This is a genomic window from Bacillus sp. FSL K6-6540 (genome assembly GCF_038007545.1).
The window spans coordinates 979,377-1,005,628 of the sequence record NZ_JBBOXH010000002.1 but is presented as its reverse complement, the minus strand read 5'-3'; the positions used below and the strand labels follow the sequence as shown (position 1 = coordinate 1,005,628).

Here is a 26,252-nt window from a genome sequence, read left to right as displayed (position 1 = left end):
AATTATTTTCATCATCTAGACTCTCGTCAGTATATCAAAACCCGTTTCCGTAATCGCAATCGTATGTTCAAAATGAGCACACTTTTTCCCATCTACCGTTACAACCGTCCAGTTATCAGCCAATGTTTTCACGTAGCGGCTGCCAGCGTTCACCATAGGTTCAATAGCGAGAACCATGCCAGGTTTAAGCCGTGGTCCTTTGTTGGGCGGACCGTAATGAGGAATTTGCGGGTCCTCATGCAAGTCTTGACCAACACCATGTCCGACATACTCCCTAACAACTGAAAACTGCTCATTTTCGACATACGTTTGTATTGCGTGGGAAATATTCGACAAACGTTCACCTGGTTTTGCTTCCTGCAAGCCTTTATATAAAGACTCCTCTGTCACTTCCAGAAGTTTTTTGTCATCATCGCTGATGTTTCCTACCGGATATGTCCATGCAGAGTCACCATGATAACCATTTAATTTAGCACCGATATCAATACTGATGATGTCACCGTCCTTCAGCACCCTGCTGCCAGGTATGCCGTGAACGAGTTCTTCATTAACTGATACGCAAATGCTCCCGCGAAACCCATTATACCCCTTAAAAGATGGGATTGCACCCTGCTTCTTAATAAAACGTTCGGCAATTTGATCCAATTCTTTTGTCGAGATTCCTGGTTTAATGTGCTTTTTTAACTCTTCATGAGTTAAAGCCACGATTCGCCCTGCTTCCCGCATGATACCAAGTTCACGTGGGGTTTTACAGATAATCATTTTTTTAATCCTCCAAGAAGATCCTTCACATCTGCATAAACGTCTTGAATGTCCTGCTGGCCATTCACGTTTGCAAGATAACCTTTCTCTGAATAGAAATCGAGTAAAGGCTGAGTTTGCTTCATGTTTACCTCAAGCCGTTTAGAGACTGTTTCCTCATTATCATCTGCCCGTTGATAGAGTTCGCCTCCGTCTTTATCACAAATACCCGGCGTTTTCGGCGGATTAAAGACTAAATGATAGGTTGTGCCGCAAACACTGCAAATTCTGCGTCCAGTCAGACGTTCCATAAGAGCGTCTTTGTCGACTTCAATGTTAATGACATAATCAATCGGCTTGCCGTATTCCTCAAGAATTTCTTCAAGAGCTTCGGCTTGAGCGACTGTTCGCGGAAATCCGTCCAGAAGAAAACCTCTTTCACAATCATCTTTGCCAAGTCTCTCTTTTACAATTCCGATTGTGACTTCGTCAGGTACGAGCTCTCCCTTATCAATATAAGATTTTGCTTCGAGTCCGAGTGGTGTTTCTTCTTTCATAGCAGCACGGAACATATCTCCTGTTGAGATATGAGGAATCCCATAATCCTCAACAATTCGTTCGCCCTGTGTGCCTTTACCGGCACCAGGAAGCCCCATTAAGACTAAGTTCATTCGGATTTCCCCCGTCCTCTCTTTATTAAGAGGGAATGGATAAATCCATTTCCTCTAGTTTTTCATAAATCCACGGTAGTTTCGTTTCACCAACTGGCTTTCTAGTTGTTTCATTGTCTCCAAGGCTACCCCGACAACAATTAACAAAGATGTTCCGCCAATTTGTGCACTTTGAGGCAATCCAGCGAATTGAATGAAAAAGATAGGAAGAATGGAAATCACGGCTAAGAATATAGAACCCACAAACGTAAGTCGATACAAAATGCTCGTAATTCTATCTTGAGTCATTTTCCCTGGACGAACCCCCGGGATATAGCCACCCTGTTTTTTAAGGTTATCAGCCATTTGTTCAGGGTTTACCTGTACAAAAGCATAAAAGTACGTAAAGGCAATAATCAACGCAACATATATCGCCATACCCACCGGATGCGTATTATCAAAGTTGTTTTGAATCCACTTTGTCACATCGTTTGTTCCAAAGAATGACGCGATCGTCCGCGGCGTTATCAAAAACGCAACCGCAAAGATTACCGGAATAACCCCTGCAGGATTCACTTTCAATGGAAGGTGTGTAGACTGACCTCCGCCAGCAGGTGAACGACCTGTGCCTTTAGCATATTGAATCGCAATTTTCCGTACGGCTTGCTGAATGAAAATAACTCCAACAATAACTGCTAAAATCGCAATCACAAGAAGTGCGACTTTCACAATATGAATAAACAACTGATCGTTGCTGCCGACAAATTGAGTCTCATATATTTGCCCAATTGTTTTTGGAATACTAGACACAATCCCCGCGAAGATAATGATCGATATTCCGTTGCCTACTCCATGAGAAGTAATTTGTTCCCCAAGCCACATTAAAAAGGCAGTTCCGCCAGTGAGCACTAAAGCAATGATAAGATATGTCGATACACCGGATTTTTCGATCAGCATACCGTTTGCCAGATTGTTAAATCCATATGACATACCTAATGCTTGGATGAAACCAAGCACAATCGTAAAGTACCTTGTGAACTGAGCTAATTTACGGCGGCCAACTTCACCTTGCTTAGACCACTCGGTAAACTTCGGTACAACATCCATCTGAAGCAGCTGAATGATGATCGAAGCCGTGATATAAGGAGTAATTCCCATTGCGAAAATGGAAAATTGGTAAAGCGCACCGCCGCCAAATGTATTAAGGAGATCAAAAACACCCATTTGAGACTGCGCCTGTAACGCTTCAGCGTTAACGTAAGGCACAGGAATAAACGCACCTATGCGAAAGACGATAAGCATGAGTAAAGTGAATATGATTTTATTCCTGATATCACTCACACGCATAAAGTTGGAGATTGTTTTAAACAAGTTAGATCACCTCAGCTGTACCGCCAGCAGCTTCAACAGCTTCTTTCGCAGAAGCAGAGAATTTATTGGCTTTTACAGTTAATTTTTTCTCTAATTTACCGTTGCCAAGAATCTTTACTCCTGCATTAAGTTTGCTAATAACACCAGTCTCTAGAAGAAGTTCAGGAGTGACTTCCGTTCCTTCTGCAAAACCGTTCAATTTGTCTAGGTTGACTACAGCGTATTCCTTGCGGTTGATGTTAGTGAAACCGCGTTTAGGAAGACGTTGGAATAAAGGCATTTGTCCCCCCTCGAATCCAGGGCGTACACCGCCGCCAGAACGAGCGTTTTGACCTTTGTGACCTTTACCAGCTGTTTTACCGTTGCCAGAACCAATACCACGACCTACGCGATTACGCGTTTTGCGTGAACCTTCTGAAGGTTTTAATTCATGAAGTTTCATTAGGACACCTCCTTATCCGATCAAATATTTTTATTGTTCTTTAACAGAAACTAAATGAGATACTTTATTAATCATACCACGGATCGCAGCGTTGTCTTCATGAACAACAGTTTGGTTTGTTTTCTTTAAACCAAGTGTTCTTACAGTAACGCGTTGGTCTTCCGGGCGACCGATTACACTTCGTTTGAGGGTAATTTCTAATTTAGCCATTAATGTTCCCTCCTTATCCTAACAGTTCTTCTACAGATTTTCCACGAAGCTTCGCAACGTCTTCAGCACGTTTAAGTTCACTTAAACCTTGAAGTGTTGCACGAATCATGTTGATCGGTGTGTTAGAACCTAAAGACTTAGAAAGGATATCAGCTACACCAGCTAGCTCAAGTACCGCACGTACAGGGCCTCCAGCGATAACTCCAGTACCTTCAGAAGCAGGTTTTAACAAGATGTTACCTGCACCGAAACGTCCGATGATTTCGTGTGGAATTGTAGTTCCAACCATTGGTACTTCAATCAAATTCTTTTTCGCATCTTCAACAGCTTTGCGGATCGCTTCTGGTACTTCTTGTGCTTTACCAGTACCGAATCCTACGTGTCCGTTTTTGTCACCGACAACGACTAGAGCTGCGAAGCGGAAACGACGACCACCTTTAACAACTTTCGCTACGCGGTTAACCGTAACTAAGCGTTCTTCTAACTCTAATTTGCTTGGGTCAATACGACGCATAATCATGTGTCCCTCCTTCTTTTATTAAAATTTAAGTCCAGCTTCACGAGCGGCATCAGCCAAAGCTTTTACACGTCCATGGTATAAGTATCCGCCACGGTCAAATACTACGTCAGAAATGCCTTTTTCAGCAGCGCGTTTTGCAACTAATTCTCCAACTTTAGTAGCAGCAGAAGTATCTCCAGTGCTTTCAACGTTCAAGTCTTTATCGAGAGTAGATGCACTAGCAAGTGTTACACCATTTACATCATCGATGATTTGAGCGTAAATGTGCTTGTTAGAACGGAAAACGTTCAGGCGCGGTCTTTCAGCAGTACCGGAAAGTTTAGCGCGAACACGAGCGTGTCTTTTAAGACGAGCAGCATTTTTGCTAGTTTTCGTAATCATCTAGGTCACTCCTTTCTTCACTTTAAGCGATCTTACTTAGCAGATTTACCTTCTTTACGGCGAACAACTTCACCTTCGTAGCGGATTCCTTTACCTTTGTAAGGCTCTGGAGAACGTACAGCGCGGATGTTAGCAGCAATAGCTCCTACGCGTTCTTTGTCTGTACCTTTTACAACTACTTTTGTTTGAGAAGGAACTTCGATTTCGATGCCTTCTTCAGGAACGATCTCAACAGGATGAGAGTATCCAACGTTTAAAACAAGTTTATTTCCGGATTTAGAAGCACGGTAACCGACACCGACTAATTCCAAACCTCTTTCAAATCCTTTAGATACACCTTCAACCATGTTGCCAAGCAGACTGCGAGTCGTACCATGCAGGGCACGGTGCTCTTTTTGATCAGAAGGACGAGCGACTGTAAGCACATTGTCCTCTATTTTAATCTCCATATCAGGGTGAAACGTACGAGTTAATTCTCCTTTTGGTCCTTTCACAGCTACAGTGTTGTTATCATTTAACGTTACTGTAACATCAGAAGGAATCTCAAGTAGCTTCTTACCTACACGAGACATACCAAACACCTCCATTCATGTTAAACTTCTTACCAAACGTATGCTAGAACTTCTCCACCAGCTTGTTTTGCACGGGCTTCTTTGTCCGTTAAAACACCTTGTGATGTAGAAATAATCGCGATTCCAAGACCGTTAAGTACGCGAGGTACTTCATTAGATTTAGCATAAACACGCAAACCAGGCTTGCTGATTCTTTTAAGACCAGTGATAACGCGCTCGTTGTTTTGTCCGTATTTCAAGAAAACGCGGATGATACCTTGTTTGCTGTCTTCTACGAACTCAACGTCACGAATGAAACCTTCACGCTTTAAAATTTCAGCAATTTCTCTTTTCAATTTAGAAGCAGGAATTTCAAGCTTCTCATGACGTACCATGTTTGCATTGCGAATACGAGTTAGCATATCTGCAATTGGATCTGTCATAACCATTATATAATTACCTCCTTCCCTTTCTTGGGGATTACCAGCTGGCTTTTTTCACGCCAGGAATTTGTCCTTTATATGCAAGCTCACGGAAACAAATACGGCAAAGTTTAAATTTACGAATGACTGAATGCGGACGTCCGCAGCGTTCACAGCGTGTGTACTCTTGTACTTTAAACTTTGGTGTACGTTGTTGTTTCGCAATCATAGACTTTTTAGCCACGATTTCGCCTCCCTTTCATTGATTATTTCTGGAACGGCATACCTACTTGAGTTAATAGCTCACGAGCTTCTTCGTCAGTATTAGCAGTTGTTACGATAACGATGTCCATTCCGCGAACCTTTGTTACTTTATCGTAGTCAATTTCAGGGAAGATTAACTGTTCTTTGATACCAAGTGTGTAGTTACCGCGACCGTCGAAAGATTTTTTAGAAACCCCGCGGAAGTCACGTACACGCGGTAAAGATACAGAAATAAGTTTATCAAGGAAATCATACATGCGCTCTCCGCGAAGAGTTACTTTCGCACCGATAGGCATTCCCTCACGAAGACGGAATCCAGCAATTGATTTCTTCGCACGAGTAACGACAGGTTTTTGACCTGCGATAAACGTTAATTCTTCAACAGCACTGTCGATTGCTTTGGCGTTTTGAACAGCGTCACCAACACCCATGTTGATTACGATTTTTTCGATTTTAGGCACTTGCATGACTGAATCATAGTTGAACTTAGTCATTAAAGCAGGTGCAATTTCTTTATTGTACTTTTCTTTAAGGCGGTTCATGAGATAGACCTCCCTTCCTTTTAATACTATTTATCTAGAACTTGCCCAGATTTTTTTGCTACACGAACTTTTTTGCCATCTTCCACTTTGTATCCTACGCGAGTCACTTCACCTGTTTTAGGATCGAGCGGCATAACGTTTGATACATGAATTGGCGCCTCTTGATTAGAAATACCGCCTTGAGGGTTAGCTTGAGTTGGTTTAGAGTGTTTCTTTACCATGTTAACACCTTCAACTAAAACGCGGTCCTTTTTAGGGAAAGCAGCAAGGATTGTTCCTTGTTTGCCTTTATCTTTACCAGAGATAACCATAACTTTATCGCCTTTTTTTACATGCATCCTGATCGCACCTCCTTGAGTAAGGCATTTATTTCATTAGATAACTTCTGGAGCTAGAGAAACAATTTTCATAAAGTTGTTTTCACGCAATTCACGAGCAACTGGTCCGAAGATACGAGTTCCGCGTGGGCTCTTGTCGTCACGGATGATAACACATGCATTCTCATCGAAGCTGATGTATGAACCGTCACTTCTGCGCGCTCCGCTTTTAGTGCGAACGATAACAGCTTTTACGACTTCACCTTTTTTGACAACGCCTCCTGGTGTTGCTTGTTTAACCGTGCAAACAATTACATCACCAATGTTAGCTGTTTTACGTCCAGAACCACCAAGAACTTTAATAGTAAGTACTTCACGTGCGCCAGAGTTGTCAGCTACTTTTAAACGAGTCTCTTGTTGAATCATTATTTGTTACCTCCCTTCGGAAAAAGAATTCCGAACTTTATTAGATAATAACAGCTTCTTCGACAACTTCAACTAGACGGAAACGCTTAGTTGCAGACAATGGACGAGTTTCCATGATCTTAACGATGTCACCGATTTTAGCTTGATTATTTTCATCATGTGCTTTGAATTTTTTTGAGTATTTTACGCGTTTACCGTAAAGTGTATGTTTTTTGTATGTCTCAACAACAACAGTAATGGTTTTATCCATTTTGTCAGAAACAACACGGCCTTGGTAAACTTTGCGTTGGTTACGTTCGCTCATGCTCACGACCTCCCCTCAGTGATTATTTATTAGCAGCAATTTCTCTTTCACGAATCACAGTTTTCATGCGCGCGATAGCTTTGCGCACTTCACGAATGCGAGCAGTATTTTCAAGTTGTCCTGTCGCTAATTGAAAGCGAAGATTGAAAAGTTCTTCTTTAAGAGACTTTACTTTTTGTTCAATTTCAGCAGTGGTAAGGTCACGAATTTCATTAGCTTTCATTTGATTCACCACCAATTTCTTCACGTTTTACGAACTTCGTTTTAATTGGCAATTTGTGAGATGCAAGGCGAAGCGCTTCACGAGCAACCTCTTCAGACACACCAGAAATTTCAAATAAAACTTTGCCCGGTTTTACAACAGCTACCCAACCTTCTGGAGCCCCTTTACCGGATCCCATACGTACCTCAAGTGGTTTAGCAGTGTAAGGTTTAGAAGGGAAAATTTTGATCCAAACTTTACCGCCACGTTTCATGTAACGAGTCATCGCAATACGTGCAGCTTCGATTTGACGGTTAGTAATCCAAGAAGCTTCTAGAGCTTGGATACCGAATTCTCCGAAATGTACTTCAGTACCGCCTTTCGCACGGCCACGCATTTTTCCGCGATGCTCTCTGCGATATTTAACGCGTTTTGGTAATAACATATTATTTTCCTCCTTCCTCAGTTTTCTTCTTAGTAGGAAGAACCTCTCCACGATAGATCCAGACTTTTACACCAAGCTTACCGTAAGTAGTATCAGCTTCAGATGTTGCATAGTCAATGTCCGCACGTAATGTGTGCAATGGAACAGTTCCTTCACTGTAGTATTCAGAACGAGCGATATCTGCACCGCCAAGACGACCAGAAACCATTGTTTTCACACCTTGTGCTCCAGCACGCATAGTACGTTGGATTTGTTGTTTCTGCGCACGGCGGAAAGAAACACGGTTTTCTAATTGACGAGCGATGTTGTCAGCAACTAGCTGTGCATCAAGATCTGCTCTTTTGATTTCAAGAATGTTAATGTGTACACGCTTGCCAGTAAGGCTGTTAAGGGCTTTGCGAAGTGCTTCGACTTCAGAACCGCCTTTACCGATAACCATACCAGGCTTAGCTGTGTGGATCGTAATGTTAACGCGGTTTGCTGCACGCTCGATTTCTACTTTAGAAACAGAAGCGTCAGAAAGGCGTTTGCTAATGTATTCACGAATTTTTAAATCTTCGTGCAGGAAGTCAGCGTAATCTTTACCAGCGTACCACTTAGATTCCCAATCACGAATGACTCCGATACGAAGACCGACTGGATTTACCTTTTGACCCACTACTTATCCCTCCTTCTTTTCTGATACAACGATTGTAATGTGGCTCGTACGTTTGTTGATTTGGCTCGCACGTCCCATAGCACGTGGGCGGAATCTTTTTAACGTAGGGCCTTCGTCAACGAATGCTTGAGAAATAACCAGGTTGTTAGCGTCCATTTCATAGTTATGCTCAGCATTTGCAATAGCGGATTTTAATACTTTCTCGATAATTGGAGAAGCAGCTCTTGGTGTAAGGTTCAAGATTGATACTGCCTCACCTACTTGCTTGCCTCGAATCAGGTCCATTACTAGACGTGCTTTACGAGGAGCAATACGGACTGTTCTTGCAACAGCTTTAGCTTGCATTTAAAAGCCTCCTCTCTTAGCGTCTTGTTTTTTTGTCATCACTAGCATGACCTTTGTACGTACGAGTTGGAGCGAATTCACCCAACTTGTGCCCTACCATATCTTCAGAGATGAATACAGGCACGTGTTTACGTCCGTCATAGACTGCGATTGTGTGACCAATAAACTGTGGGAAAATAGTAGAACGACGAGACCAAGTTTTTACGACTTGTTTCTTGTCTGTTTCATTTAATTTCTCGATTTTAGTCATCAAGTGTCCATCGACAAATGGTCCTTTTTTTAAGCTGCGAGCCATTTTGGAACCTCCCTTCGTGATTGCACTACGGTCCGAAAAGAACCGTAGACAACCCCGTTATTTATTTTTACGACGACGTACGATAAATTTATCGGATTTGTTCTTTTTCTTACGAGTCTTGAATCCAAGAGTTGGTTTGCCCCATGGAGACATTGGTGATTTACGTCCGATTGGCGCACGTCCTTCACCACCACCGTGTGGGTGATCGTTAGGGTTCATTACAGAACCACGAACAGTAGGACGGATGCCTTTCCAGCGAGAACGTCCAGCTTTACCAATGTTGATAAGTTCGTGCTGTTCGTTGCCTACTTGACCGATAGAAGCACGGCAAGCAGAAAGGATCATGCGAACTTCACCAGAGTTAAGACGTACAAGAACGTATTTACCTTCTTTACCAAGAACCTGAGCAGATGTACCAGCTGAACGTACAAGCTGTCCGCCTTTACCAGGTTTTAATTCAATGTTATGCACAACTGTACCAACAGGGATGTTGATAAGTGGAAGTGCATTACCTACTTTAATGTCAGCTTCAGGACCTGACATGATTTCAGTACCTACTTGAATTCCTTTAGGAGCAAGAATGTAACGTTTTTCTCCGTCTGCATAGTTGATTAGAGCGATGTTAGCTGAACGGTTTGGATCGTATTCAACTGTAGCAACGCGTCCAGGTATACCATCTTTATCGCGTTTGAAGTCGATAACACGGTATTGGCGTTTATGTCCGCCACCTTGGTGACGTACAGTCAATTTACCTTGGTTGTTACGTCCGCCTTTTTTGTGAAGGGGAGCAAGCAAGGATTTTTCCGGCTTGTCAGTCGTGATTTCAGCAAAATCTGAAGTTGTCATGCCACGACGTCCATTAGAGGTCGGTTTATACTTTTTAATCGCCATTTTGAATTTCCCTCCTTCTTTTTACAGATAATTAAGCTTCAAAAATTTCGATTTCTTTGCTGTCTGCAGTAAGTTTTACGATCGCTTTTCTGCGACGGCTAGTCATACCAGTGTAGCGTCCAACACGTTTTGATTTACCTTTGTAGTTCATGATGTTGACTTTGTCAACTTTCACTCCAAAGATGCTTTCAACCGCGTCTTTCACTTCTGTTTTGTTAGCTCTTACATCAACTTCAAAAGTATATTTCTTTTCAGTCATTAAATCAGCAGAACGTTCAGTAATGACGGGGCGCTTTAGAACATCACGAGGATCTTTCATTATGCAAGCACCTCCTCTACTTTTTCAACCGCTGCTTTTGTAATCAGAAGCTTCTCGTGGTTGACAACGTCTAAAACGTTGATTCCGTTAGCTTCAACAACAGTAACTCCAGGAATGTTACGAGCAGATAAAGCTACTGCTTCGTTTGCATCCGCAGTTACGATTAAAGCTTTTTTCTCAACAGATAATCCTTTAAGGATAGCTGCCATTTCTTTTGTTTTAGCCGTATCAAGAGTAAGATCTTCAAGAACGATGATGTTGTTGTCGATCACTTTAGAAGACAATACTGATTTGATTGCCAAGCGGCGAACTTTTTTAGGTAATTTATAAGAATAGCTGCGTGGTGTTGGGCCGAATACGACACCACCTCCGCGCCATTGCGGTGAACGGATTGAACCTTGACGGGCACGTCCAGTACCTTTTTGACGCCATGGTTTACGACCTCCGCCGCGTACTTCAGAACGATTTTTTACTTTGTGAGTTCCTTGACGTAAGGAAGCTCTTTGCATAAGAATAGCGTCGAATACAACACTCTCATTTGGTTCGATACCAAATACAGAAGCGTTTAATTCGATGTCACCAGCAGTAGAACCGTTTTGGTTGTATAATGCTACTTTTGGCATAATCAATTTCCTCCTTTCCTAAGAGAATTATTTAGATTTAACAGCACTTTTAACAGTGATTAAAGATTTCTTCGCACCAGGTACGTTACCTTTGATCAAAAGAAGATTGCGTTCTGCATCAACTTTTACGATTTCAAGGTTTTGAACAGTGATTTGCTCTCCGCCCATACGTCCAGGTAATAATTTACCTTTGAATACACGGTTAGGATCTACAGGTCCCATTGAACCAGGACGACGGTGGTAGCGTGAACCGTGAGACATAGGTCCGCGAGATTGTCCGTGGCGCTTGATCGCACCTTGGAAACCTTTACCTTTAGATACTCCTGTTACATCTACGATTTCTCCAGCAGAGAAAATTTCAACCTTGACTTCCTGACCAACTTCATACGCATCCATTTCCACTCCGCGTAATTCTTTAACGAAGCGCTTAGGAGCAGTTTCCGCTTTTGCAACGTGCCCTTTTTCAGGTTTGTTAGAAAGCTTTTCACGCTTGTCGTCAAAACCAAGCTGGATTGCTTCATAACCGTCGTTTTCAGCTGTTTTCTTTTGAAGAACAACGTTTGGAGCAGCCTCGATAACAGTTACCGGAATAAGATCACCATTCTCAGCGAATACTTGCGTCATACCAATTTTTCTTCCTAAGATTCCTTTGGTCATTCGTCACACCTCCTATTAAGATCATTCTATATTTTAGAATTAAAGTTTAATTTCGATATCGACACCAGATGGTAAGTCTAATCGCATAAGAGCATCAACAGTTTGTGGTGTTGGGTTCACAATGTCGATTAAACGTTTATGTGTACGCATTTCAAATTGCTCACGAGAATCTTTGTATTTGTGCACCGCACGAAGGATTGTGTAAACTGATTTTTCAGTTGGCAACGGAATCGGACCAGATACGCTGGCACCAGAACGTTTTGCCGTTTCAACAATCTTCTCTGCAGATTGATCAAGGATTCTATGATCATATGCTTTCAAACGAATACGAATTTTTTGTTTTGCCATTATTTTCCCTCCTTTTCGCCTACATCACGTTAGACAGTTCTCCGTGAGAAAAACCTGAACACCTTGCCATGGCAAAGCGGCCGGGTGTGTCAGCAACCTCTCACTTCATCGCAGTCAAAGACCAACATACACCATTATACAGAAAATAGGCGCATGTTGCAAGACTTATTTAAAATATGCATGGTTTGCACACTTTTTTTATTATACAGGGGTTTTTCTTATTTATCAAGGATCTATCATAAATGGTGTCGTGCGTGTCGACTTAATGTGTTCGCGAATAATGACGGTTCCTCAATATGCGGGGTGTGAGCTGATTTCTCAAATTGAAACCAGCGCTTTTCGGGTGCCTCAAGTTTATGATAATACTGTTTCGATATTTCAGCAGGAACAATTAAGTCATGTTTCCCTGAAATGAAAACACACGGTACTTTAATAGAAGGAACTGATGTAAAAGCATTAAACTGGTACAACTCATCAGTTAAATGTTTTTTACTGAAGCGCAATCCATTAAGGAAGCTGTGCATGTTCCGCACTCCATACTCATTGCCAGTAAGCATTTGAAATAATACAGCTAGAGATTGACGATGACGGCGAGTGAAGCCTCCCCTGCTTAGCTCGACACAAAACCGATAGATAAGGTGCTGGATATCCTGCTTCCAAGGCGGAGCACCAATGAAACGTGTGAGGAAAGATAATAAGCTGGCTTTTTTTGATTCAGAAATTTCACGAATATGTTGATAAGCAGTTGATTCTTCATCGTGGGGGTTAACAACCTGGCTGATTCCATAATACGCGTAAAATAAATCAGGACACTGCTGCAGCACATGAAGCGCCAGTATTGACCCCCACGAATGACCGGCTAGGTAAAGTTTTGATTTTGAAAAATGAGCTAAAAGCCATTGAGTGACTTGGATTGTATCTTTAATGAAGTGATTTATTGTCATAGAGTGATGCGAAATTCGCTTAGAATAAGAAAGCCCCGATCCTCTCTGATCCCAATGAACTACTGTAAAATACTGTTCCAGCTCTTTTTGATAATGTCTAACATATCCGATTTGCGGCGTTCCCGGCCCGCCATGTAAAAAAAGCAGCAATGGATTTTTCACGTCATCTCCATTAATCATCAGCATTTGCTTTGTATTTCCAATGCTTATTTCTTTCATGATTGCGATTGATTTCTTTTCAGGAATCATAAATATTAACCCCTCGAATATGATAGATCCTATTATACAAGAAAAAGATAAGCAAACAAAAAACGAGACCCGCAGGGGTCTCGTTTAAAATCATACTATTACTCAGTGATTGTAGAAACAACGCCTGAACCAACAGTACGTCCGCCTTCACGAATAGAGAAACGAGTTCCTTCTTCGATAGCGATTGTAGAAATAAGTTCAACGTTCATTTCAGTGTTATCTCCAGGCATAACCATTTCTACGCCTTCTGGGAGATGGATGATACCAGTTACGTCAGTTGTACGGAAGTAGAACTGAGGACGGTAGTTAGAGAAGAATGGAGTATGACGTCCACCCTCTTCTTTAGAAAGAACGTAAACTTCAGCTTTGAATTTGCTGTGTGGAGTGATTGTACCTGGTTTAGCAAGTACTTGACCACGTTGGATTTCTTCACGAGATACACCGCGAAGAAGGGCACCAATGTTGTCACCAGCTTCAGCATAATCAAGAAGCTTACGGAACATTTCAACACCTGTAACAGTTGTTTTCTTGTTCTCTTCTTGAAGACCGATGATTTCAACTTCGTCACCGACTTTAACTTGTCCGCGTTCTACACGGCCAGTAGCAACTGTACCACGACCAGTGATTGAGAATACGTCCTCAACTGGCATCATGAATGGTTTTTCAGTGTCGCGTTCTGGAGTTGGGATGTACTCATCAACCGCATCCATAAGTTCGAAGATTTTAGCTTCCCACTCAGCGTCTCCTTCAAGAGCTTTAAGAGCAGAACCTTTAACAACTGGTACATCATCACCAGGGAAGTCGTATTCGCTAAGAAGATCGCGAACTTCCATTTCAACTAGTTCAAGAAGCTCTTCGTCGTCTACCATGTCGCATTTGTTTAAGAATACAACGATGTATGGTACACCAACGTTTTTAGAAAGAAGGATGTGCTCACGAGTTTGTGGCATTGGGCCATCAGCAGCAGATACTACAAGGATAGCTCCGTCCATTTGAGCAGCACCAGTGATCATGTTTTTAACATAGTCAGCGTGTCCTGGGCAGTCAACGTGTGCATAGTGACGAGTTTCAGTTTCGTACTCAACGTGTGCAGTAGAGATTGTGATACCGCGCTCACGTTCTTCTGGAGCACCATCAATTTGATCGTACGCCATAGCTGTACCTTTACCAGATTTCTTATGAAGTACTGTTGTGATAGCAGCAGTTAAAGTTGTTTTACCATGGTCAACGTGTCCAATTGTACCAATATTGGCATGTGATTTGGAACGGTCGAATTTTTCTTTAGCCATTCTAAAATCCTCCTTAAGAGCTTTTAATTAGTAATGTATAGAGTGATAGGAAGTGAAAGAAAGCTTTCACTTCCTCATCTTACAATAGTAGTTATACTTGAGTTAAGCGGCAAAATCAATTATTCGCCTTTATTTTTTTTGATAATTTCTTCTGCGACGCTCTTCGGCACTTCTTCGTAGTGATCCATGTGCATAGTGAACGTACCGCGACCTTGCGTATTAGAACGAAGTGCAGTAGCGTAACCGAACATTTCAGCAAGAGGAACCATAGCGCGAACAACTTGAGCGTTACCGCGTGCTTCCATACCTTCTACGCGTCCGCGACGTGAAGTGATATCACCCATGATATCTCCCATGTATTCTTCTGGAATAACCACTTCTACTTTCATGATTGGTTCAAGAAGAACTGGGTTACATTTGCTGACTGCATTTTTCAATGCCATAGAAGCAGCAACTTTAAATGCCATTTCGTTTGAGTCAACATCATGGTAAGAACCGTCGAAAAGTTTAGCTTTAATGTCGATAAGCGGGAAGCCTGCTAGTACACCATTTTCAAGTGCATCTTCCAGACCTGCTTGAACAGCTGGGATGTATTCACGAGGAACAACCCCACCGACAATCGCATTTTCAAATTCAAAGCCAGCGCCTTCTTCGTTTGGTTCGAATTCGATCCAAACGTGTCCGAACTGACCGCGTCCACCAGACTGACGTACGAATTTACCTTCAACTTTTGCACCGGTACGGAATGTTTCACGGTACGCAACTTGAGGAGCACCAACGTTGGCTTCTACTTTAAATTCGCGTTTCATACGGTCAACAATGATATCAAGGTGAAGTTCACCCATACCAGAGATGATCGTTTGGCCAGTTTCTGGGTTTGTTTGAGTACGGAATGTAGGATCTTCTTCAGCAAGTTTCGCTAAAGCGATACCCATTTTATCTTGGTCAGCTTTTGATTTAGGCTCAATAGCAACGTCGATAACTGGTTCTGGGAATTCCATTGACTCAAGGATAACAAGATCCTTCTCATCACATAGAGTATCTCCAGTAGTTGTATCTTTTAGACCTACAGCAGCTGCGATATCCCCTGCGTATACAGTAGAGATTTCTTCACGGCTGTTAGCGTGCATTTGAAGAATACGTCCAACACGCTCACGTTTGCCTTTAGTAGAGTTTTTCACGTATGAACCAGAATCAAGTGTTCCAGAGTACACACGGAAGAACGTCAACTTACCAACGTAAGGGTCAGTCATAACTTTAAATGCTAATGCAGAGAATGGCTCTTCGTCAGAAGAATGACGCTCAATCTCTTCATTTGTATCAGGACGTGTACCTTTGATTGCAGCAACGTCAGTTGGTGCAGGAAGGTAGTCAAGAACAGCATCAAGTACTAGTTGAACACCTTTGTTTTTGAAAGCAGAACCAACAAGAACAGGGTAGAATTCAACATTTAATGTACCTTTACGAATTCCTGCTTTTAACTCGTCAATTGTGATTTCTTCACCCTCAAGGTACTTATCCATAAGCTCTTCATCAAGCTCACATACAGCTTCAATAAGGCTGTTGCGAAGCTCTTCAGCTTGCTCTTTGTACTCTTCAGGGATTTCTTTTGCATCAGAACGAGTTCCGAGGTCATCTTCGTAGAAATACGCAACGTTTTCTACAAGGTCAATGATACCTTCGAAGTTATCTTCAGCACCGATCGGCAATTGAATTGCATGAGCGTTTGCTTGAAGACGGTCTCTTAAAGTTCCTACAGAGTAAAGGAAGTCTGCACCGATTTTGTCCATTTTGTTAACAAAAACGATACGCGGTACTCCATAAGTTGTTGCCTGACGCCAAACAGTTTCTGTTTGAGGCTCAACGCCTGATTGCGCGTCAAGTACAGCAACAGCACCATCAAGTACACGAAGAGAACGTTCAACTTCAACTGTGAAGTCTACGTGTCCTGGAGTATCGATGATGTTTACGCGGTATCCTTTCCACTGTGCAGTTGTCGCAGCGGAAGTGATTGTGATACCACGTTCTTGTTCCTGCTCCATCCAGTCCATTTGTGAAGCTCCTTCATGAGTTTCACCAATTTTGTGGATACGACCAGTATAGAACAAGATACGTTCTGTAGTTGTCGTTTTACCGGCATCGATGTGAGCCATGATACCGATATTACGAGTTTTTTCTAAGGAGAACTCTCTTGCCATTGGGTAATTTCTCCTTCCTTATTAGGAAATTGTGTTTTGTTAATCTATAAATCCTACCAGCGATAGTGAGCAAATGCTTTGTTTGCTTCAGCCATCTTATGAGTGTCTTCACGTTTCTTAACAGCAGCACCAGTGTTGTTAGCTGCGTCAAGGATTTCGTTAGCTAAACGCTCTTCCATCGTTTTTTCTCCGCGAAGACGAGCGTAGTTAACTAACCAGCGAAGTCCAAGAGTCGTACGACGTTCAGGACGAACTTCTACAGGAACTTGGTAGTTCGCACCACCTACACGGCGTGCTTTTACTTCAAGTACAGGCATGATGTTTTTCAATGCTTGTTCGAAAACCTCCATTGCATCATTGCCAGTACGTTCTTTAATGATATCGAATGACTTGTATAGGATTGTTTGAGACTTACCTTTTTTACCATCGATCATCATTTTGTTGATTAAACGAGATACAAGCTTAGAGTTGTAAATCGGATCAGGTAAAACATCTCTTTTTGCTACAGGACCTTTACGTGGCATCTGAATATCCTCCCTTCATCAATTATGCGTATTTTCGTATATTATTTTGCTTTAGGTTTTTTCGTACCGTATTTAGAACGGCCTTGTGCACGGTTTTCAACTCCAGCAGTATCAAGCGCACCACGAACGATGTGGTAACGTACCCCTGGTAAGTCTTTTACACGTCCGCCGCGGATAAGTACAACACTGTGCTCTTGTAGGTTGTGACCGATACCAGGAATGTAAGCAGTAACCTCGATTCCGTTAGTCAAACGAACACGAGCATATTTACGAAGTGCTGAGTTCGGTTTTTTCGGTGTCATTGTACCAACACGAGTACATACCCCGCGTTTTTGTGGAGAAGATACGTTAGTGTGCTCTTTTTTAAAGCTGTTGTATCCTTTGTTAAGTGCAGGAGACTTTGAGTTTTCTACTTTACTCACGCGTCCTTTGCGAATTAGCTGATTAATTGTAGGCATGAATTTTTCCTCCCTTCATTACGTTTTATAACCCACATACCCAGGTGGTTCATCAAAAGGCAAAAAACAATGTCTTTACACAAGATGGAATCTTACGCAAAAACAAAAGTACGTTATAAAATAATGGCAACAGCGGCTGCTCCTACCTCAATTCCGCAGGCTTTGCCGAGCTTTTTCATGGATTCAACCATTGAGACAGAGATACCTTGATCTTCAGCAAGTGAAACAACACTTGACGTGAGTATCGGATCTGCGTCTTTTGCAACGACTACTTCCTTTACTGAACCTCGCTTTAGAGCTTTCACTGTTTGCTTCGTACCAATAATAATTGATTTGGCCTGTGATACTTTATCATAAGACATAAACATATCCTCCAAAGTAACAGGTTTATTTCGAGCACCTTGGTTATATTATCATTCTAGGAGACGAATGTCAACAAGGTATGACATTTTTTAGATTCGTTCTTCTCATAGAGTGACTTTTTCATAAATATATCTGCTGAAAGACTGTTTTTGCAGTCTTTCAGCAGAATTAAATCAGTTATTCAACCGGGACCATATCGTCAGTCGGCTGAACATTTGATACTGGTTTTACTTTACGGTATTTCATCATTCCTGTACCAGCTGGAACAAGCTTACCGATGATAACATTCTCTTTCAAGCCGAGAAGCTCGTCACGCTTACCTTTGATCGCTGCATCTGTAAGGACACGTGTTGTTTCCTGGAAGGAAGCAGCAGATAAGAATGAATCAGTTTCAAGAGATGCTTTTGTAATACCGAGTAAGACAGGACGGCCTGTGGCAGGTCGATTGCCTTCAAGTAATACCTTTTTGTTCGCTTCAGTAAATTGGTGAATATCAAGCAATGTACCTGGAAGTACATCAGTGTCACCGGCATCAATTACGCGTACTTTGCGAAGCATCTGGCGAACCATTACTTCTACGTGTTTATCACCGATTTCAACACCCTGCATACGGTAAACCTTTTGAACCTCATGGAGAAGATACTCTTGAACAGTCGTCAGGTCAGTCACTTTAAGAAGTTCTTTCGGATCGATTGAACCTTCTGTCAGTACTTGGCCTCGAGTAATTTTATCTCCTTCCGCTACTTTCAGGCGGGAGTTGTAAGGTGCCGTATAAGAACGTGTTTCCACTGCGCCTTGAACCACAATTTCCTGTTGCTTATCACGAACTTCATTGATCTCAACGACTGTACCGTCGATTTCTGTAATTGTTGCCTGACCTTTCGGATTACGCGCTTCGAAAAGCTCTTGGATACGCGGAAGACCCTGTGTGATGTCGTCTCCGGCAACCCCGCCTGTATGGAATGTACGCATTGTTAACTGTGTACCAGGCTCACCGATTGATTGGGCAGCAATGATTCCGACAGCTTCACCGACTTCAACATCGGAGCCAGTTGCAAGATTTCGGCCATAGCATCGTTTACATACACCATGAGGCGTATTACATGTGAAGGCAGAACGGATCCACACTTCTTCAATGCCGGCTTCGACAATCTCCAGTGCTTTATCTTCATCAATCAGTTCGTTTTCATTCACAAGCACTTCACCTGTTTCAGGGTGCTTCACTTGTTTTCTTGCAAAACGTCCGATTAAGCGTTCTTCTAAGCGCTCAATTGTTTCAGTTCCTTCTTTAAGAGGCTTAGCAAGAATGCCTCGGTCAGTTCCGCAATCAGTTTCACGAATGATAACATCCTGCGCAACGTCAACGAGACGGCGTGTAAGGTAACCTGAGTCAGCAGTTTTAAGAGCGGTATCGGCAAGACCTTTACGCGCACCGTGTGTGGAGATAAAGTACTCCAATACTGTCAGACCTTCACGGAAACTTGATTTGATCGGCAACTCAATGATACGTCCAGCCGGGTTGGCCATCAGGCCGCGCATTCCGGCAAGCTGCGTAAAGTTAGATGCGTTACCACGGGCACCAGAGTCACTCATCATGTAGATCGGGTTGAGTTCATCAAGTGATTTCATCAGTTTGCCTTGGATAACGTCTTTTGCAGCACTCCAGATAGAGATGACTCTCTCATAGCGTTCTTCTTCAGTGATAAGACCGCGGCGGAACTGCTTCATAACGTTGTCAACTTTGCTTTGCGCTTCCTCAAGAATTTCTTGTTTATCATCGAGTACGACGATGTCAGAAACCCCAACTGTAATACCAGCTTTAGTTGAATATTTGAAACCTAGGTTTTTCATGCGGTCAAGCATTTTAGACGTTTCCGTAATATGGAATCGTTTAAAGATTTCCGCGATGATTTTACCCAGAATGCCTTTTTTAAACGGCGCATTGATTGGCTGCTGTGCGATAACAGCTTTAACGTCAGCACCTTTTTCTAAGAAGAAACGGTCAGGTGTTTTCTCTTCAATGTTGCTCTTCGTTGGTTCATTCATGTAAGGGAATGATTCCGGAAGAATTTCATTGAAGACAAGCTTACCGACAGTTGTAATTAACAATTTTGAGCGCTGTTCTTCGGTAAATGTCACATTCTTAAGTGAGTTAGCTGCAACAGCTACTCTCGTATGAAGGTGAACATATCCGTTTTGATAAGCAAGAAGCGCTTCGTCTGTATTCTTGAAGACCATACCTTCACCGACAGCACCGGCACGCTCAAGTGTCAGGTAATAGTTACCTAGTACCATATCCTGAGACGGTGTTACAACCGGTTTACCATCTTTAGGGTTCAAGATGTTTTGAGCAGCAAGCATCAGGATGCGTGCTTCAGCTTGTGCTTCAGCAGATAATGGTACGTGAACCGCCATTTGGTCACCGTCAAAGTCAGCGTTGTAAGCTGTACATACGAGCGGGTGAAGACGGATTGCGCGTCCTTCAACAAGCGTTGGTTCAAACGCCTGGATACCTAATCTGTGAAGTGTAGGGGCACGGTTCAGCAGTACCGGATGCTCCTTAATAACTGATTCTAGTACATCCCAAACTTCAGGCTGTACGCGCTCAATTTTGCGTTTCGCACTCTTAATGTTGTGAGCAAGACCTTTTTCAACAAGTTCTTTCATAACGAAAGGTTTGAAAAGTTCAAGCGCCATTTCCTTCGGTAATCCGCATTGGTACATTTTCAAATGAGGACCAACAACGATTACAGAACGTCCGGAGTAATCGACACGTTTACCAAGAAGGTTTTGACGGAAACGGCCTTGCTTCCCTTTCAGCATGTGAGAAAGAGATTTTAACGGTCTGTTACCAGGGCCTGTTACAGGGCGTCCACGGCGGCCGTTGTCAATTAAGGCATCGACAGCCTCTTGAAGCATACGCTTTTCGTTTTGAACGATGATGCTAGGCGCACCAAGGTCCAAAAGGCGTTTCAAACGATTGTTACGGTTGATGACACGACGATAAAGGTCATTCAAATCAGAAGTCGCAAAACGTCCGCCATCTAGCTGAACCATCGGTCTAAGCTCCGGAGGAATAACAGGAAGCACATCAAGGATCATCCAAGAAGGCTTGTTTCCTGAGTTACGGAAGGCTTCTAAAACTTCAAGACGTTTGATCGCACGAGTACGTCGTTGTCCTTGTGAAGTTTTCAGCTCTTCTTTTAACATATCAACTTCTTTGACAAGATCGATATCTTGAAGAAGTTTATGAATTGCTTCAGCACCCATAGATGCTTGGAATTTATTACCGTATTTATCAAGATAAGCACGGTATTCTTTCTCAGACAGAAGCTGTTTCTTTTCAAGCGGTGTATTCGCCGGATCAGTTACAACGTAAGAAGCAAAGTAAATGACTTCTTCTAAAGCACGAGGTGACATATCCAGCACAAGACCCATACGGCTTGGAATACCTTTGAAATACCAAATGTGGGAAACTGGGGCAGCCAGTTCAATGTGCCCCATTCTCTCACGACGGACTTTAGCCCGTGTTACTTCGACTCCGCAGCGGTCACAAACTACGCCTTTATAACGAACTCGCTTGTACTTCCCGCAATGACATTCCCAGTCCTTAGTAGGTCCGAAAATGCGTTCGCAGAATAGACCGTCCTTTTCAGGTTTTAACGTACGATAGTTTATCGTTTCAGGCTTTTTCACTTCACCAAAAGACCATGAACGGATTTTATCTGGTGAAGCAAGACCGATGTTCATATACTCAAAATTGTTCACATCTAGCAAGGGGCCTACCTCCCTTTTTATCTTCGGATTAACCGATGTCACTTGCCTTTATAACTAGAGATTATTCTTTTGTTACTACATCGCGTTCAACGTCTGCAGATGCTGTTTCTTCCGGCTCTTCATCACCTGATAATGCCAGGCCGTCAGCTTGTTTCGCATCTTCTTCGTCTTCTAAATCTCTCATTTCTATTTCTTCTTCATCACCAGAAAGGATTTTGACATCCATACCTAAGCTTTGAAGTTCTTTGATTAATACTTTGAATGATTCCGGAACACCTGGTTCAGGAACATTGTCGCCTTTAACGATGGCTTCGTATGTTTTCACACGTCCAACCACGTCATCAGACTTAACAGTCAGAATTTCTTGAAGAGTATAAGCCGCACCGTAAGCTTCAAGTGCCCAAACCTCCATCTCACCAAAACGCTGTCCGCCAAATTGCGCTTTACCGCCAAGAGGCTGCTGCGTAACAAGTGAGTAAGGACCTGTAGAGCGTGCATGAAGTTTATCGTCAACCATGTGAGCTAGTTTGATCATGTACATGATACCGACAGATACACGGTTATCAAACGGCTCTCCAGTACGTCCGTCGTAAAGCACTGTTTTGGCGTCACGAGACATGCCGGCTTCTTCAAGTGTTTCCCAGACATCCTCTTCTCGCGCTCCGTCAAATACAGGAGATGCAATGTGAATGCCAAGGTAACGAGCGGCCATACCCATGTGAAGTTCCAATACCTGCCCGATGTTCATACGTGATGGTACGCCCAGCGGGTTAAGCATGATATCAATTGGTGTGCCGTCAGGAAGGTAAGGCATATCCTCTTCAGGAAGAATCTTAGAGATAACACCTTTGTTACCGTGACGACCGGCCATTTTATCCCCTTCAGAAATCTTACGTTTCTGAACGATATATACGCGTACTAACTGGTTAACACCTGGAGGAAGTTCGTCTCCGTCTTCACGGTTGAAGACTTTAACGTCATGGATAATTCCGCCGCCGCCGTGAGGCACACGAAGAGAAGTATCACGAACCTCGCGGGCTTTCTCGCCAAAAATGGCGTGAAGAAGGCGTTCTTCTGCAGTCAGTTCAGTTACGCCTTTAGGCGTTACTTTACCAACAAGAAGATCTCCGTCTTTTACTTCTGCTCCAATACGGATGATTCCGCGGTCATCAAGATTGCGAAGCGCATCTTCACCGACGTTTGGAATATCGCGAGTGATTTCTTCAGGTCCAAGTTTCGTATCACGTGCTTCTGATTCGTATTCTTCAATGTGGATAGATGTATAAACATCATCCTTCACTAGGCGTTCACTCATGATGATGGCATCCTCATAGTTGTAGCCATCCCATGTCATGAAGCCGACCATTACGTTACGGCCAAGTGCAAGTTCACCAAGCTCCATAGAAGGACCGTCAGCAAGGATTTCTCCTTTTACCACTTCATCGCCGACACTTACGATCGGACGCTGGTTGTAGCACGTACCTTGGTTAGAGCGGACAAATTTCAGCAGGCTGTATTTATCCAGGTTTCCTTTTACTTTTTGACCGTCTACTTCTTCATAACGGCGAACCCAAACGTTTTTCGCTTCTACGCGTTCAACGATACCAGGGTGTTTACAAATAACAGCGGCACCAGAGTCTTTTCCTGATACGTATTCCATACCAGTTCCAACAAATGGAGCTTCCGGCTGCATCAAAGGCACAGCCTGACGCTGCATGTTCGCTCCCATGAGGGCACGGTTGGAGTCATCGTTTTCTAAGAACGGGATACATGCTGTCGCAGCAGATACAACCTGCTTAGGCGATACATCCATGTAGTCTACACGGTTTCTGGAAACAACAGTGTTCTCCCCGCGGAAACGAGCTACGATGCTGTCATCAATAAAGGCGCCTTCGTCATCAAGACGAGCATTCGCTTGAGCGACAACATAGTTATCCTCTTCATCAGCAGTTAAGTAATCGATTCTGCCCGTTACCTTCCCTGTTTCAGGGTCAACGCGGCGATATGGCGTTTCAATAAAGCCAAAACGGTTTACTTTTGCATAAGATGATAGTGAGTTGATCAAACCGATGTTCGGGCCCTCAGGCGTTTCAATCGGACACATACGGCCATAGTGGGAGTAGTGAACGTCACGCACTTCCATTCCGGCACGCTCACGTGTCAATCCGCCCGGTCCTAATGCTGACAGACGACGCTTGTGAGTTAATTCAGCAAGCGGGTTCGTCTGATCCATGAATTGAGAAAGCTGTGAGCTTCCAAAGAACTCTTTAATGGACGCAATAACAGGACGAATATTGATCAGCTGCTGAGGCGTAATTGTATTCGTATCTTGAATTGACATTCTCTCACGAACCACACGCTCCATACGGCTTAAACCGATACGGAATTGGTTCTGAAGAAGCTCGCCTACAGAACGTAAACGGCGGTTTCCAAGATGATCGATATCATCTGTGTCGCCTACTCCGTGCAGCAAGTTGAAGAAGTAGCTGATTGAAGAAATAATATCAGCAGGCGTGATGTTTTTAATCTCTTCTTCGATGTAAGCATTGCCGATTACATTAATAACCTGTTCTCCTTCTTGATCAGTCGGAGCAAAGATTTTAATTGATTGAAGAGTCACTTCATCTTCAACAACGCCGCCATTCGGATACAGCTTTCTAAAACCGATTCCGTTTTCTAAGTATGGCAGTACTTTATCAAGTGTTCTTCTATCAAGAATCTGGCCTTTTTCAGCAAGGATTTCTCCTGTTTCAGGATCAACAAGCGTTTCAGCAAGTCTCTGATTGAAGAGGCGATTCTTAATATGAAGTTTTTTATTAATTTTATAGCGTCCTACATTGGCAAGATCGTATCGTTTCGGATCAAAGAAACGAGAATCAAGCAAGCTTTTCGCATTTTCTACTGTAGGCGGCTCTCCAGGACGGAGACGCTCGTAAATTTCCAGCAACGCTTTGTCGCTGTTTTCTGTGTTATCTTTATCAAGCGTATTTCGCAGGTATTCGTTTTCTCCTATGAGATCAAGAATCTCTTGATCGGAGCCGAAGCCGAGAGCACGCAAAAGAACCGTAACCGGCAACTTACGTGTGCGATCAATGCGGACATAAACAACATCTTTCGCATCAGTTTCGTATTCTAACCATGCGCCACGGTTTGGAATGACAGTTGCGGTAAAACCTTTTTTACCGTTTTTGTCTACTTTACCACTGAAATATACACTTGGAGACCGAACAAGCTGGGAAACGATAACACGTTCCGCACCGTTAATGATAAAAGTACCTGTATCTGTCATAATAGGGAAATCACCCATGAAGACATCTTGGTCTTTTACCTCTCCAGTTTCTTTGTTAATTAAACGAACCTTCACTCTTAGCGGAGCTGAGTAAGTCACATCACGTTCTTTTGATTCCTCTACAGGATATTTAGGCTCACCTAAACTATAATCAATGAACTCAAGAGAGAGGTTACCAGTGAAATCCTCAATTGGTGATATGTCTTGAAACATCTCTCTAAGACCCTCATCAAGAAACCACTGATAAGAAGAGGTTTGAATTTCAATGAGATTTGGTAATTCTAACACTTCGCTAATGCGAGCATAGCTTCTGCGCTGGCGGTGTCGTCCATACTGAACTAGTTGACCTGTCAACTGATTCACCCCTCAAATCATGCGTATTATATGTGTAATAAGCATTTCTTCCAAAGAAAGAAAATACTTTTACAAGACAAAAGAAAAAAGGGTTTCTAATTAAGAAAACCACATCCAAAAACAAATACCGATTTTATTAGCATTTCCATACTTGTATAATTTATACATAGATATTGACAATTCATCATATCAAGCAAAATATATACATTGGCATTTTACAATATTAACATAGTTAAAATACCGAGTCAAACTTTTTTTGCTTTTATGATATAATAGCCTTTCTTTTTTTGAACGACGGAAACTTCATCGAACAGTTCCTCGAGCTTTTCAATGGCAGAAGGCGCGCCTTGCTTTTTCTGTATGACGATCCACAATTCACCTGAAGCTTTTAAGTGTTCAGCGCTTTTCTCAAAGATAGCATGGACAACTTTTTTTCCGGCTCGGATTGGGGGATTTGTAAGAATAGAAGCAAATGTTTGAGCAGAATCAACGTTTGAAAACAAATCGCTTTGATAAATCTTAACGTTTGTTATTCCGTTTTGTTCCGCATTTTCATTTGATAGTTCTACGGCTCTCTCATTAACGTCAATCATGTGGATAGTCCGGTCTTTAAAGTCGCTGGCGAGCGATAAACCAATCGGGCCGTATCCGCAGCCTACATCCAAAATGCCGCCCTCAACCTCAGGCTCTTCAAAAGAATCAATCAGCAGGCGGGAGCCGAAATCAACTTCTTTTTTAGAAAAAACCCCGCTGTCGCTGGTAAACGTGAAATCTTTATTCCGAAGCCTAAAAGACCAGGTTTGCTTGTTGCTTTTTACTGAAGGTTTTTCTGAATAATAGTGCTCACTCATTATTAGAACCTCCTTTTTTCATGGCTTAAAGA

General features: G+C 42.7%; 33 protein-coding genes. All 33 read right to left on the bottom strand.

What is annotated here, in order from left to right; translation table 11 throughout:
• Nucleotides 1–15 precede the first annotated feature (15 nt).
• The gene (map, locus tag MHH82_RS37595; RefSeq protein ID WP_003225828.1) at nt 16–762 is read right to left on the bottom strand and encodes a type I methionyl aminopeptidase; all 747 of its coding nucleotides are present in this window, start codon (nt 760–762) and stop codon (nt 16–18) included.
• Nucleotides 759–1,412, bottom strand: coding sequence for an adenylate kinase (locus MHH82_RS37590; RefSeq protein WP_003241987.1), 654 nt, complete (start codon nt 1,410–1,412; stop codon nt 759–761). The genes map and MHH82_RS37590 overlap by 4 nt, the downstream gene beginning before the upstream one ends.
• A gap of 54 nt (nt 1,413–1,466) precedes the next feature.
• Nucleotides 1,467–2,762, bottom strand: a complete 1,296-nt coding sequence (gene secY / locus MHH82_RS37585; RefSeq protein WP_004399662.1) for a preprotein translocase subunit SecY — start codon at nt 2,760–2,762, stop codon at nt 1,467–1,469.
• 1 nt (nt 2,763) lies between these two features.
• Nucleotides 2,764–3,204, bottom strand: coding sequence for a 50S ribosomal protein L15 (gene rplO / locus MHH82_RS37580; protein ID WP_003225819.1), 441 nt, complete (start codon nt 3,202–3,204; stop codon nt 2,764–2,766).
• A gap of 30 nt (nt 3,205–3,234) precedes the next feature.
• Nucleotides 3,235–3,414 carry a 50S ribosomal protein L30 gene (rpmD, locus tag MHH82_RS37575; RefSeq protein WP_003156497.1) on the bottom strand — a complete coding sequence of 60 codons (180 nt, stop codon included), beginning with the start codon at nt 3,412–3,414 and terminating at the stop codon, nt 3,235–3,237.
• 13 nt (nt 3,415–3,427) lie between these two features.
• The gene (gene rpsE / locus MHH82_RS37570; protein WP_003328273.1) at nt 3,428–3,928 is read right to left on the bottom strand and encodes a 30S ribosomal protein S5; all 501 of its coding nucleotides are present in this window, start codon (nt 3,926–3,928) and stop codon (nt 3,428–3,430) included.
• A 24-nt stretch (nt 3,929–3,952) separates the two neighbouring features.
• Entirely contained in the window at nt 3,953–4,315 is a 363-nt protein-coding gene (gene rplR, locus MHH82_RS37565; RefSeq protein ID WP_003225816.1) for a 50S ribosomal protein L18, read from the bottom strand.
• 32 nt (nt 4,316–4,347) lie between these two features.
• Nucleotides 4,348–4,887, bottom strand: coding sequence for a 50S ribosomal protein L6 (rplF, locus tag MHH82_RS37560; RefSeq protein ID WP_072175915.1), 540 nt, complete (start codon nt 4,885–4,887; stop codon nt 4,348–4,350).
• A gap of 29 nt (nt 4,888–4,916) precedes the next feature.
• On the bottom strand, nt 4,917–5,315 hold the full coding sequence (gene rpsH / locus MHH82_RS37555; protein ID WP_003241998.1) for a 30S ribosomal protein S8: 399 nt from the start codon (nt 5,313–5,315) through the stop codon (nt 4,917–4,919).
• Nucleotides 5,316–5,346: 31 nt separating this feature from the next.
• Nucleotides 5,347–5,532, bottom strand: coding sequence for a 30S ribosomal protein S14 (gene rpsN / locus MHH82_RS37550; RefSeq protein WP_003156488.1), 186 nt, complete (start codon nt 5,530–5,532; stop codon nt 5,347–5,349).
• 22 nt (nt 5,533–5,554) lie between these two features.
• Nucleotides 5,555–6,094, bottom strand: coding sequence for a 50S ribosomal protein L5 (rplE, locus tag MHH82_RS37545; protein ID WP_003225809.1), 540 nt, complete (start codon nt 6,092–6,094; stop codon nt 5,555–5,557).
• A gap of 26 nt (nt 6,095–6,120) precedes the next feature.
• Nucleotides 6,121–6,432: a 50S ribosomal protein L24 gene (gene rplX, locus MHH82_RS37540; RefSeq protein ID WP_003156486.1), complete on the bottom strand. Its 312-nt coding sequence runs from the start codon at nt 6,430–6,432 to the stop codon at nt 6,121–6,123.
• 36 nt (nt 6,433–6,468) lie between these two features.
• Nucleotides 6,469–6,837 carry a 50S ribosomal protein L14 gene (rplN, locus tag MHH82_RS37535; protein WP_003225805.1) on the bottom strand — a complete coding sequence of 123 codons (369 nt, stop codon included), beginning with the start codon at nt 6,835–6,837 and terminating at the stop codon, nt 6,469–6,471.
• 40 nt (nt 6,838–6,877) lie between these two features.
• On the bottom strand, nt 6,878–7,141 hold the full coding sequence (gene rpsQ / locus MHH82_RS37530) for a 30S ribosomal protein S17 (RefSeq protein WP_003225804.1): 264 nt from the start codon (nt 7,139–7,141) through the stop codon (nt 6,878–6,880).
• Nucleotides 7,142–7,163: 22 nt separating this feature from the next.
• On the bottom strand, nt 7,164–7,364 hold the full coding sequence (gene rpmC / locus MHH82_RS37525) for a 50S ribosomal protein L29 (RefSeq protein ID WP_003156482.1): 201 nt from the start codon (nt 7,362–7,364) through the stop codon (nt 7,164–7,166).
• Nucleotides 7,354–7,788, bottom strand: a complete 435-nt coding sequence (gene rplP / locus MHH82_RS37520; protein ID WP_003225801.1) for a 50S ribosomal protein L16 — start codon at nt 7,786–7,788, stop codon at nt 7,354–7,356. Before rplP ends, rpmC begins: the two co-directional genes overlap by 11 nt.
• A 1-nt stretch (nt 7,789) precedes the next feature.
• Nucleotides 7,790–8,446: a 30S ribosomal protein S3 gene (rpsC, locus tag MHH82_RS37515; RefSeq protein ID WP_003242001.1), complete on the bottom strand. Its 657-nt coding sequence runs from the start codon at nt 8,444–8,446 to the stop codon at nt 7,790–7,792.
• Nucleotides 8,447–8,449: 3 nt separating this feature from the next.
• Entirely contained in the window at nt 8,450–8,791 is a 342-nt protein-coding gene (gene rplV / locus MHH82_RS37510; RefSeq protein ID WP_003156475.1) for a 50S ribosomal protein L22, read from the bottom strand.
• Nucleotides 8,792–8,807: 16 nt separating this feature from the next.
• Nucleotides 8,808–9,086 carry a 30S ribosomal protein S19 gene (gene rpsS / locus MHH82_RS37505; RefSeq protein WP_003156472.1) on the bottom strand — a complete coding sequence of 93 codons (279 nt, stop codon included), beginning with the start codon at nt 9,084–9,086 and terminating at the stop codon, nt 8,808–8,810.
• A gap of 57 nt (nt 9,087–9,143) precedes the next feature.
• On the bottom strand, nt 9,144–9,977 hold the full coding sequence (gene rplB, locus MHH82_RS37500; RefSeq protein WP_003225795.1) for a 50S ribosomal protein L2: 834 nt from the start codon (nt 9,975–9,977) through the stop codon (nt 9,144–9,146).
• A gap of 31 nt (nt 9,978–10,008) precedes the next feature.
• Nucleotides 10,009–10,296 (bottom strand): 50S ribosomal protein L23, encoded by a 288-nt coding sequence (gene rplW, locus MHH82_RS37495; RefSeq protein ID WP_003156467.1) that lies wholly within the window; start codon nt 10,294–10,296, stop codon nt 10,009–10,011.
• Nucleotides 10,296–10,919, bottom strand: a complete 624-nt coding sequence (gene rplD / locus MHH82_RS37490) for a 50S ribosomal protein L4 (protein WP_004399658.1) — start codon at nt 10,917–10,919, stop codon at nt 10,296–10,298. The genes rplW and rplD overlap by 1 nt, the downstream gene beginning before the upstream one ends.
• A gap of 27 nt (nt 10,920–10,946) precedes the next feature.
• Nucleotides 10,947–11,576 carry a 50S ribosomal protein L3 gene (rplC, locus tag MHH82_RS37485; RefSeq protein WP_004399671.1) on the bottom strand — a complete coding sequence of 210 codons (630 nt, stop codon included), beginning with the start codon at nt 11,574–11,576 and terminating at the stop codon, nt 10,947–10,949.
• A 39-nt stretch (nt 11,577–11,615) separates the two neighbouring features.
• Nucleotides 11,616–11,924, bottom strand: coding sequence for a 30S ribosomal protein S10 (rpsJ, locus tag MHH82_RS37480; protein WP_003156464.1), 309 nt, complete (start codon nt 11,922–11,924; stop codon nt 11,616–11,618).
• A 236-nt stretch (nt 11,925–12,160) separates the two neighbouring features.
• Nucleotides 12,161–13,117 (bottom strand): alpha/beta fold hydrolase, encoded by a 957-nt coding sequence (locus MHH82_RS37475; protein ID WP_041850241.1) that lies wholly within the window; start codon nt 13,115–13,117, stop codon nt 12,161–12,163.
• Nucleotides 13,118–13,215: 98 nt separating this feature from the next.
• On the bottom strand, nt 13,216–14,406 hold the full coding sequence (tuf, locus tag MHH82_RS37470) for an elongation factor Tu (protein ID WP_003235058.1): 1,191 nt from the start codon (nt 14,404–14,406) through the stop codon (nt 13,216–13,218).
• 119 nt (nt 14,407–14,525) lie between these two features.
• Nucleotides 14,526–16,604 carry an elongation factor G gene (gene fusA / locus MHH82_RS37465; RefSeq protein ID WP_003235056.1) on the bottom strand — a complete coding sequence of 693 codons (2,079 nt, stop codon included), beginning with the start codon at nt 16,602–16,604 and terminating at the stop codon, nt 14,526–14,528.
• Nucleotides 16,605–16,657: 53 nt separating this feature from the next.
• Nucleotides 16,658–17,128: a 30S ribosomal protein S7 gene (gene rpsG / locus MHH82_RS37460; protein ID WP_003225784.1), complete on the bottom strand. Its 471-nt coding sequence runs from the start codon at nt 17,126–17,128 to the stop codon at nt 16,658–16,660.
• A 41-nt stretch (nt 17,129–17,169) separates the two neighbouring features.
• Nucleotides 17,170–17,586: a 30S ribosomal protein S12 gene (rpsL, locus tag MHH82_RS37455; protein ID WP_003225781.1), complete on the bottom strand. Its 417-nt coding sequence runs from the start codon at nt 17,584–17,586 to the stop codon at nt 17,170–17,172.
• Nucleotides 17,587–17,699: 113 nt separating this feature from the next.
• Nucleotides 17,700–17,948, bottom strand: a complete 249-nt coding sequence (locus MHH82_RS37450; protein WP_003225778.1) for a 50S ribosomal protein L7ae-like protein — start codon at nt 17,946–17,948, stop codon at nt 17,700–17,702.
• Between the two features lie 178 nt (nt 17,949–18,126).
• Nucleotides 18,127–21,726, bottom strand: coding sequence for a DNA-directed RNA polymerase subunit beta' (rpoC, locus tag MHH82_RS37445; RefSeq protein WP_004399688.1), 3,600 nt, complete (start codon nt 21,724–21,726; stop codon nt 18,127–18,129).
• Nucleotides 21,727–21,787: 61 nt separating this feature from the next.
• On the bottom strand, nt 21,788–25,369 hold the full coding sequence (gene rpoB / locus MHH82_RS37440) for a DNA-directed RNA polymerase subunit beta (protein WP_009966326.1): 3,582 nt from the start codon (nt 25,367–25,369) through the stop codon (nt 21,788–21,790).
• A gap of 245 nt (nt 25,370–25,614) precedes the next feature.
• Nucleotides 25,615–26,220, bottom strand: coding sequence for a class I SAM-dependent methyltransferase (locus tag MHH82_RS37435; RefSeq protein WP_003235045.1), 606 nt, complete (start codon nt 26,218–26,220; stop codon nt 25,615–25,617).
• Between the last annotated feature and the right edge of the window lie 32 nt (nt 26,221–26,252).

Coding starts and splice junctions, on each gene's coding strand:
- map (WP_003225828.1), bottom strand. CDS start 762: ATGATTATCTGTAAAACCCCACGTGAACTTGGTATCATGCGGGAAGCA.
- MHH82_RS37590 (WP_003241987.1), bottom strand. CDS start 1,412: ATGAACTTAGTCTTAATGGGGCTTCCTGGTGCCGGTAAAGGCACACAG.
- rplO (WP_003225819.1), bottom strand. CDS start 3,204: ATGAAACTTCATGAATTAAAACCTTCAGAAGGTTCACGCAAAACGCGT.
- rpmD (WP_003156497.1), bottom strand. CDS start 3,414: ATGGCTAAATTAGAAATTACCCTCAAACGAAGTGTAATCGGTCGCCCG.
- rpsE (WP_003328273.1), bottom strand. CDS start 3,928: ATGCGTCGTATTGACCCAAGCAAATTAGAGTTAGAAGAACGCTTAGTT.
- rplR (WP_003225816.1), bottom strand. CDS start 4,315: ATGATTACGAAAACTAGCAAAAATGCTGCTCGTCTTAAAAGACACGCT.
- rplF (WP_072175915.1), bottom strand. CDS start 4,887: ATGTCTCGTGTAGGTAAGAAGCTACTTGAGATTCCTTCTGATGTTACA.
- rpsH (WP_003241998.1), bottom strand. CDS start 5,315: ATGGTTATGACAGATCCAATTGCAGATATGCTAACTCGTATTCGCAAT.
- rplE (WP_003225809.1), bottom strand. CDS start 6,094: ATGAACCGCCTTAAAGAAAAGTACAATAAAGAAATTGCACCTGCTTTA.
- rplX (WP_003156486.1), bottom strand. CDS start 6,432: ATGCATGTAAAAAAAGGCGATAAAGTTATGGTTATCTCTGGTAAAGAT.
- rplN (WP_003225805.1), bottom strand. CDS start 6,837: ATGATTCAACAAGAGACTCGTTTAAAAGTAGCTGACAACTCTGGCGCA.
- rpsQ (WP_003225804.1), bottom strand. CDS start 7,141: ATGAGCGAACGTAACCAACGCAAAGTTTACCAAGGCCGTGTTGTTTCT.
- rpmC (WP_003156482.1), bottom strand. CDS start 7,364: ATGAAAGCTAATGAAATTCGTGACCTTACCACTGCTGAAATTGAACAA.
- rplP (WP_003225801.1), bottom strand. CDS start 7,788: ATGTTATTACCAAAACGCGTTAAATATCGCAGAGAGCATCGCGGAAAA.
- rplV (WP_003156475.1), bottom strand. CDS start 8,791: ATGCAAGCTAAAGCTGTTGCAAGAACAGTCCGTATTGCTCCTCGTAAA.
- rpsS (WP_003156472.1), bottom strand. CDS start 9,086: ATGGCTCGCAGCTTAAAAAAAGGACCATTTGTCGATGGACACTTGATG.
- rplB (WP_003225795.1), bottom strand. CDS start 9,977: ATGGCGATTAAAAAGTATAAACCGACCTCTAATGGACGTCGTGGCATG.
- rplW (WP_003156467.1), bottom strand. CDS start 10,296: ATGAAAGATCCTCGTGATGTTCTAAAGCGCCCCGTCATTACTGAACGT.
- rplD (WP_004399658.1), bottom strand. CDS start 10,919: ATGCCAAAAGTAGCATTATACAACCAAAACGGTTCTACTGCTGGTGAC.
- rplC (WP_004399671.1), bottom strand. CDS start 11,576: ATGACCAAAGGAATCTTAGGAAGAAAAATTGGTATGACGCAAGTATTC.
- rpsJ (WP_003156464.1), bottom strand. CDS start 11,924: ATGGCAAAACAAAAAATTCGTATTCGTTTGAAAGCATATGATCATAGA.
- MHH82_RS37475 (WP_041850241.1), bottom strand. CDS start 13,117: ATGATTCCTGAAAAGAAATCAATCGCAATCATGAAAGAAATAAGCATT.
- tuf (WP_003235058.1), bottom strand. CDS start 14,406: ATGGCTAAAGAAAAATTCGACCGTTCCAAATCACATGCCAATATTGGT.
- fusA (WP_003235056.1), bottom strand. CDS start 16,604: ATGGCAAGAGAGTTCTCCTTAGAAAAAACTCGTAATATCGGTATCATG.
- rpsG (WP_003225784.1), bottom strand. CDS start 17,128: ATGCCACGTAAAGGTCCTGTAGCAAAAAGAGATGTTTTACCTGATCCG.
- rpsL (WP_003225781.1), bottom strand. CDS start 17,586: ATGCCTACAATTAATCAGCTAATTCGCAAAGGACGCGTGAGTAAAGTA.
- MHH82_RS37450 (WP_003225778.1), bottom strand. CDS start 17,948: ATGTCTTATGATAAAGTATCACAGGCCAAATCAATTATTATTGGTACG.
- MHH82_RS37435 (WP_003235045.1), bottom strand. CDS start 26,220: ATGAGTGAGCACTATTATTCAGAAAAACCTTCAGTAAAAAGCAACAAG.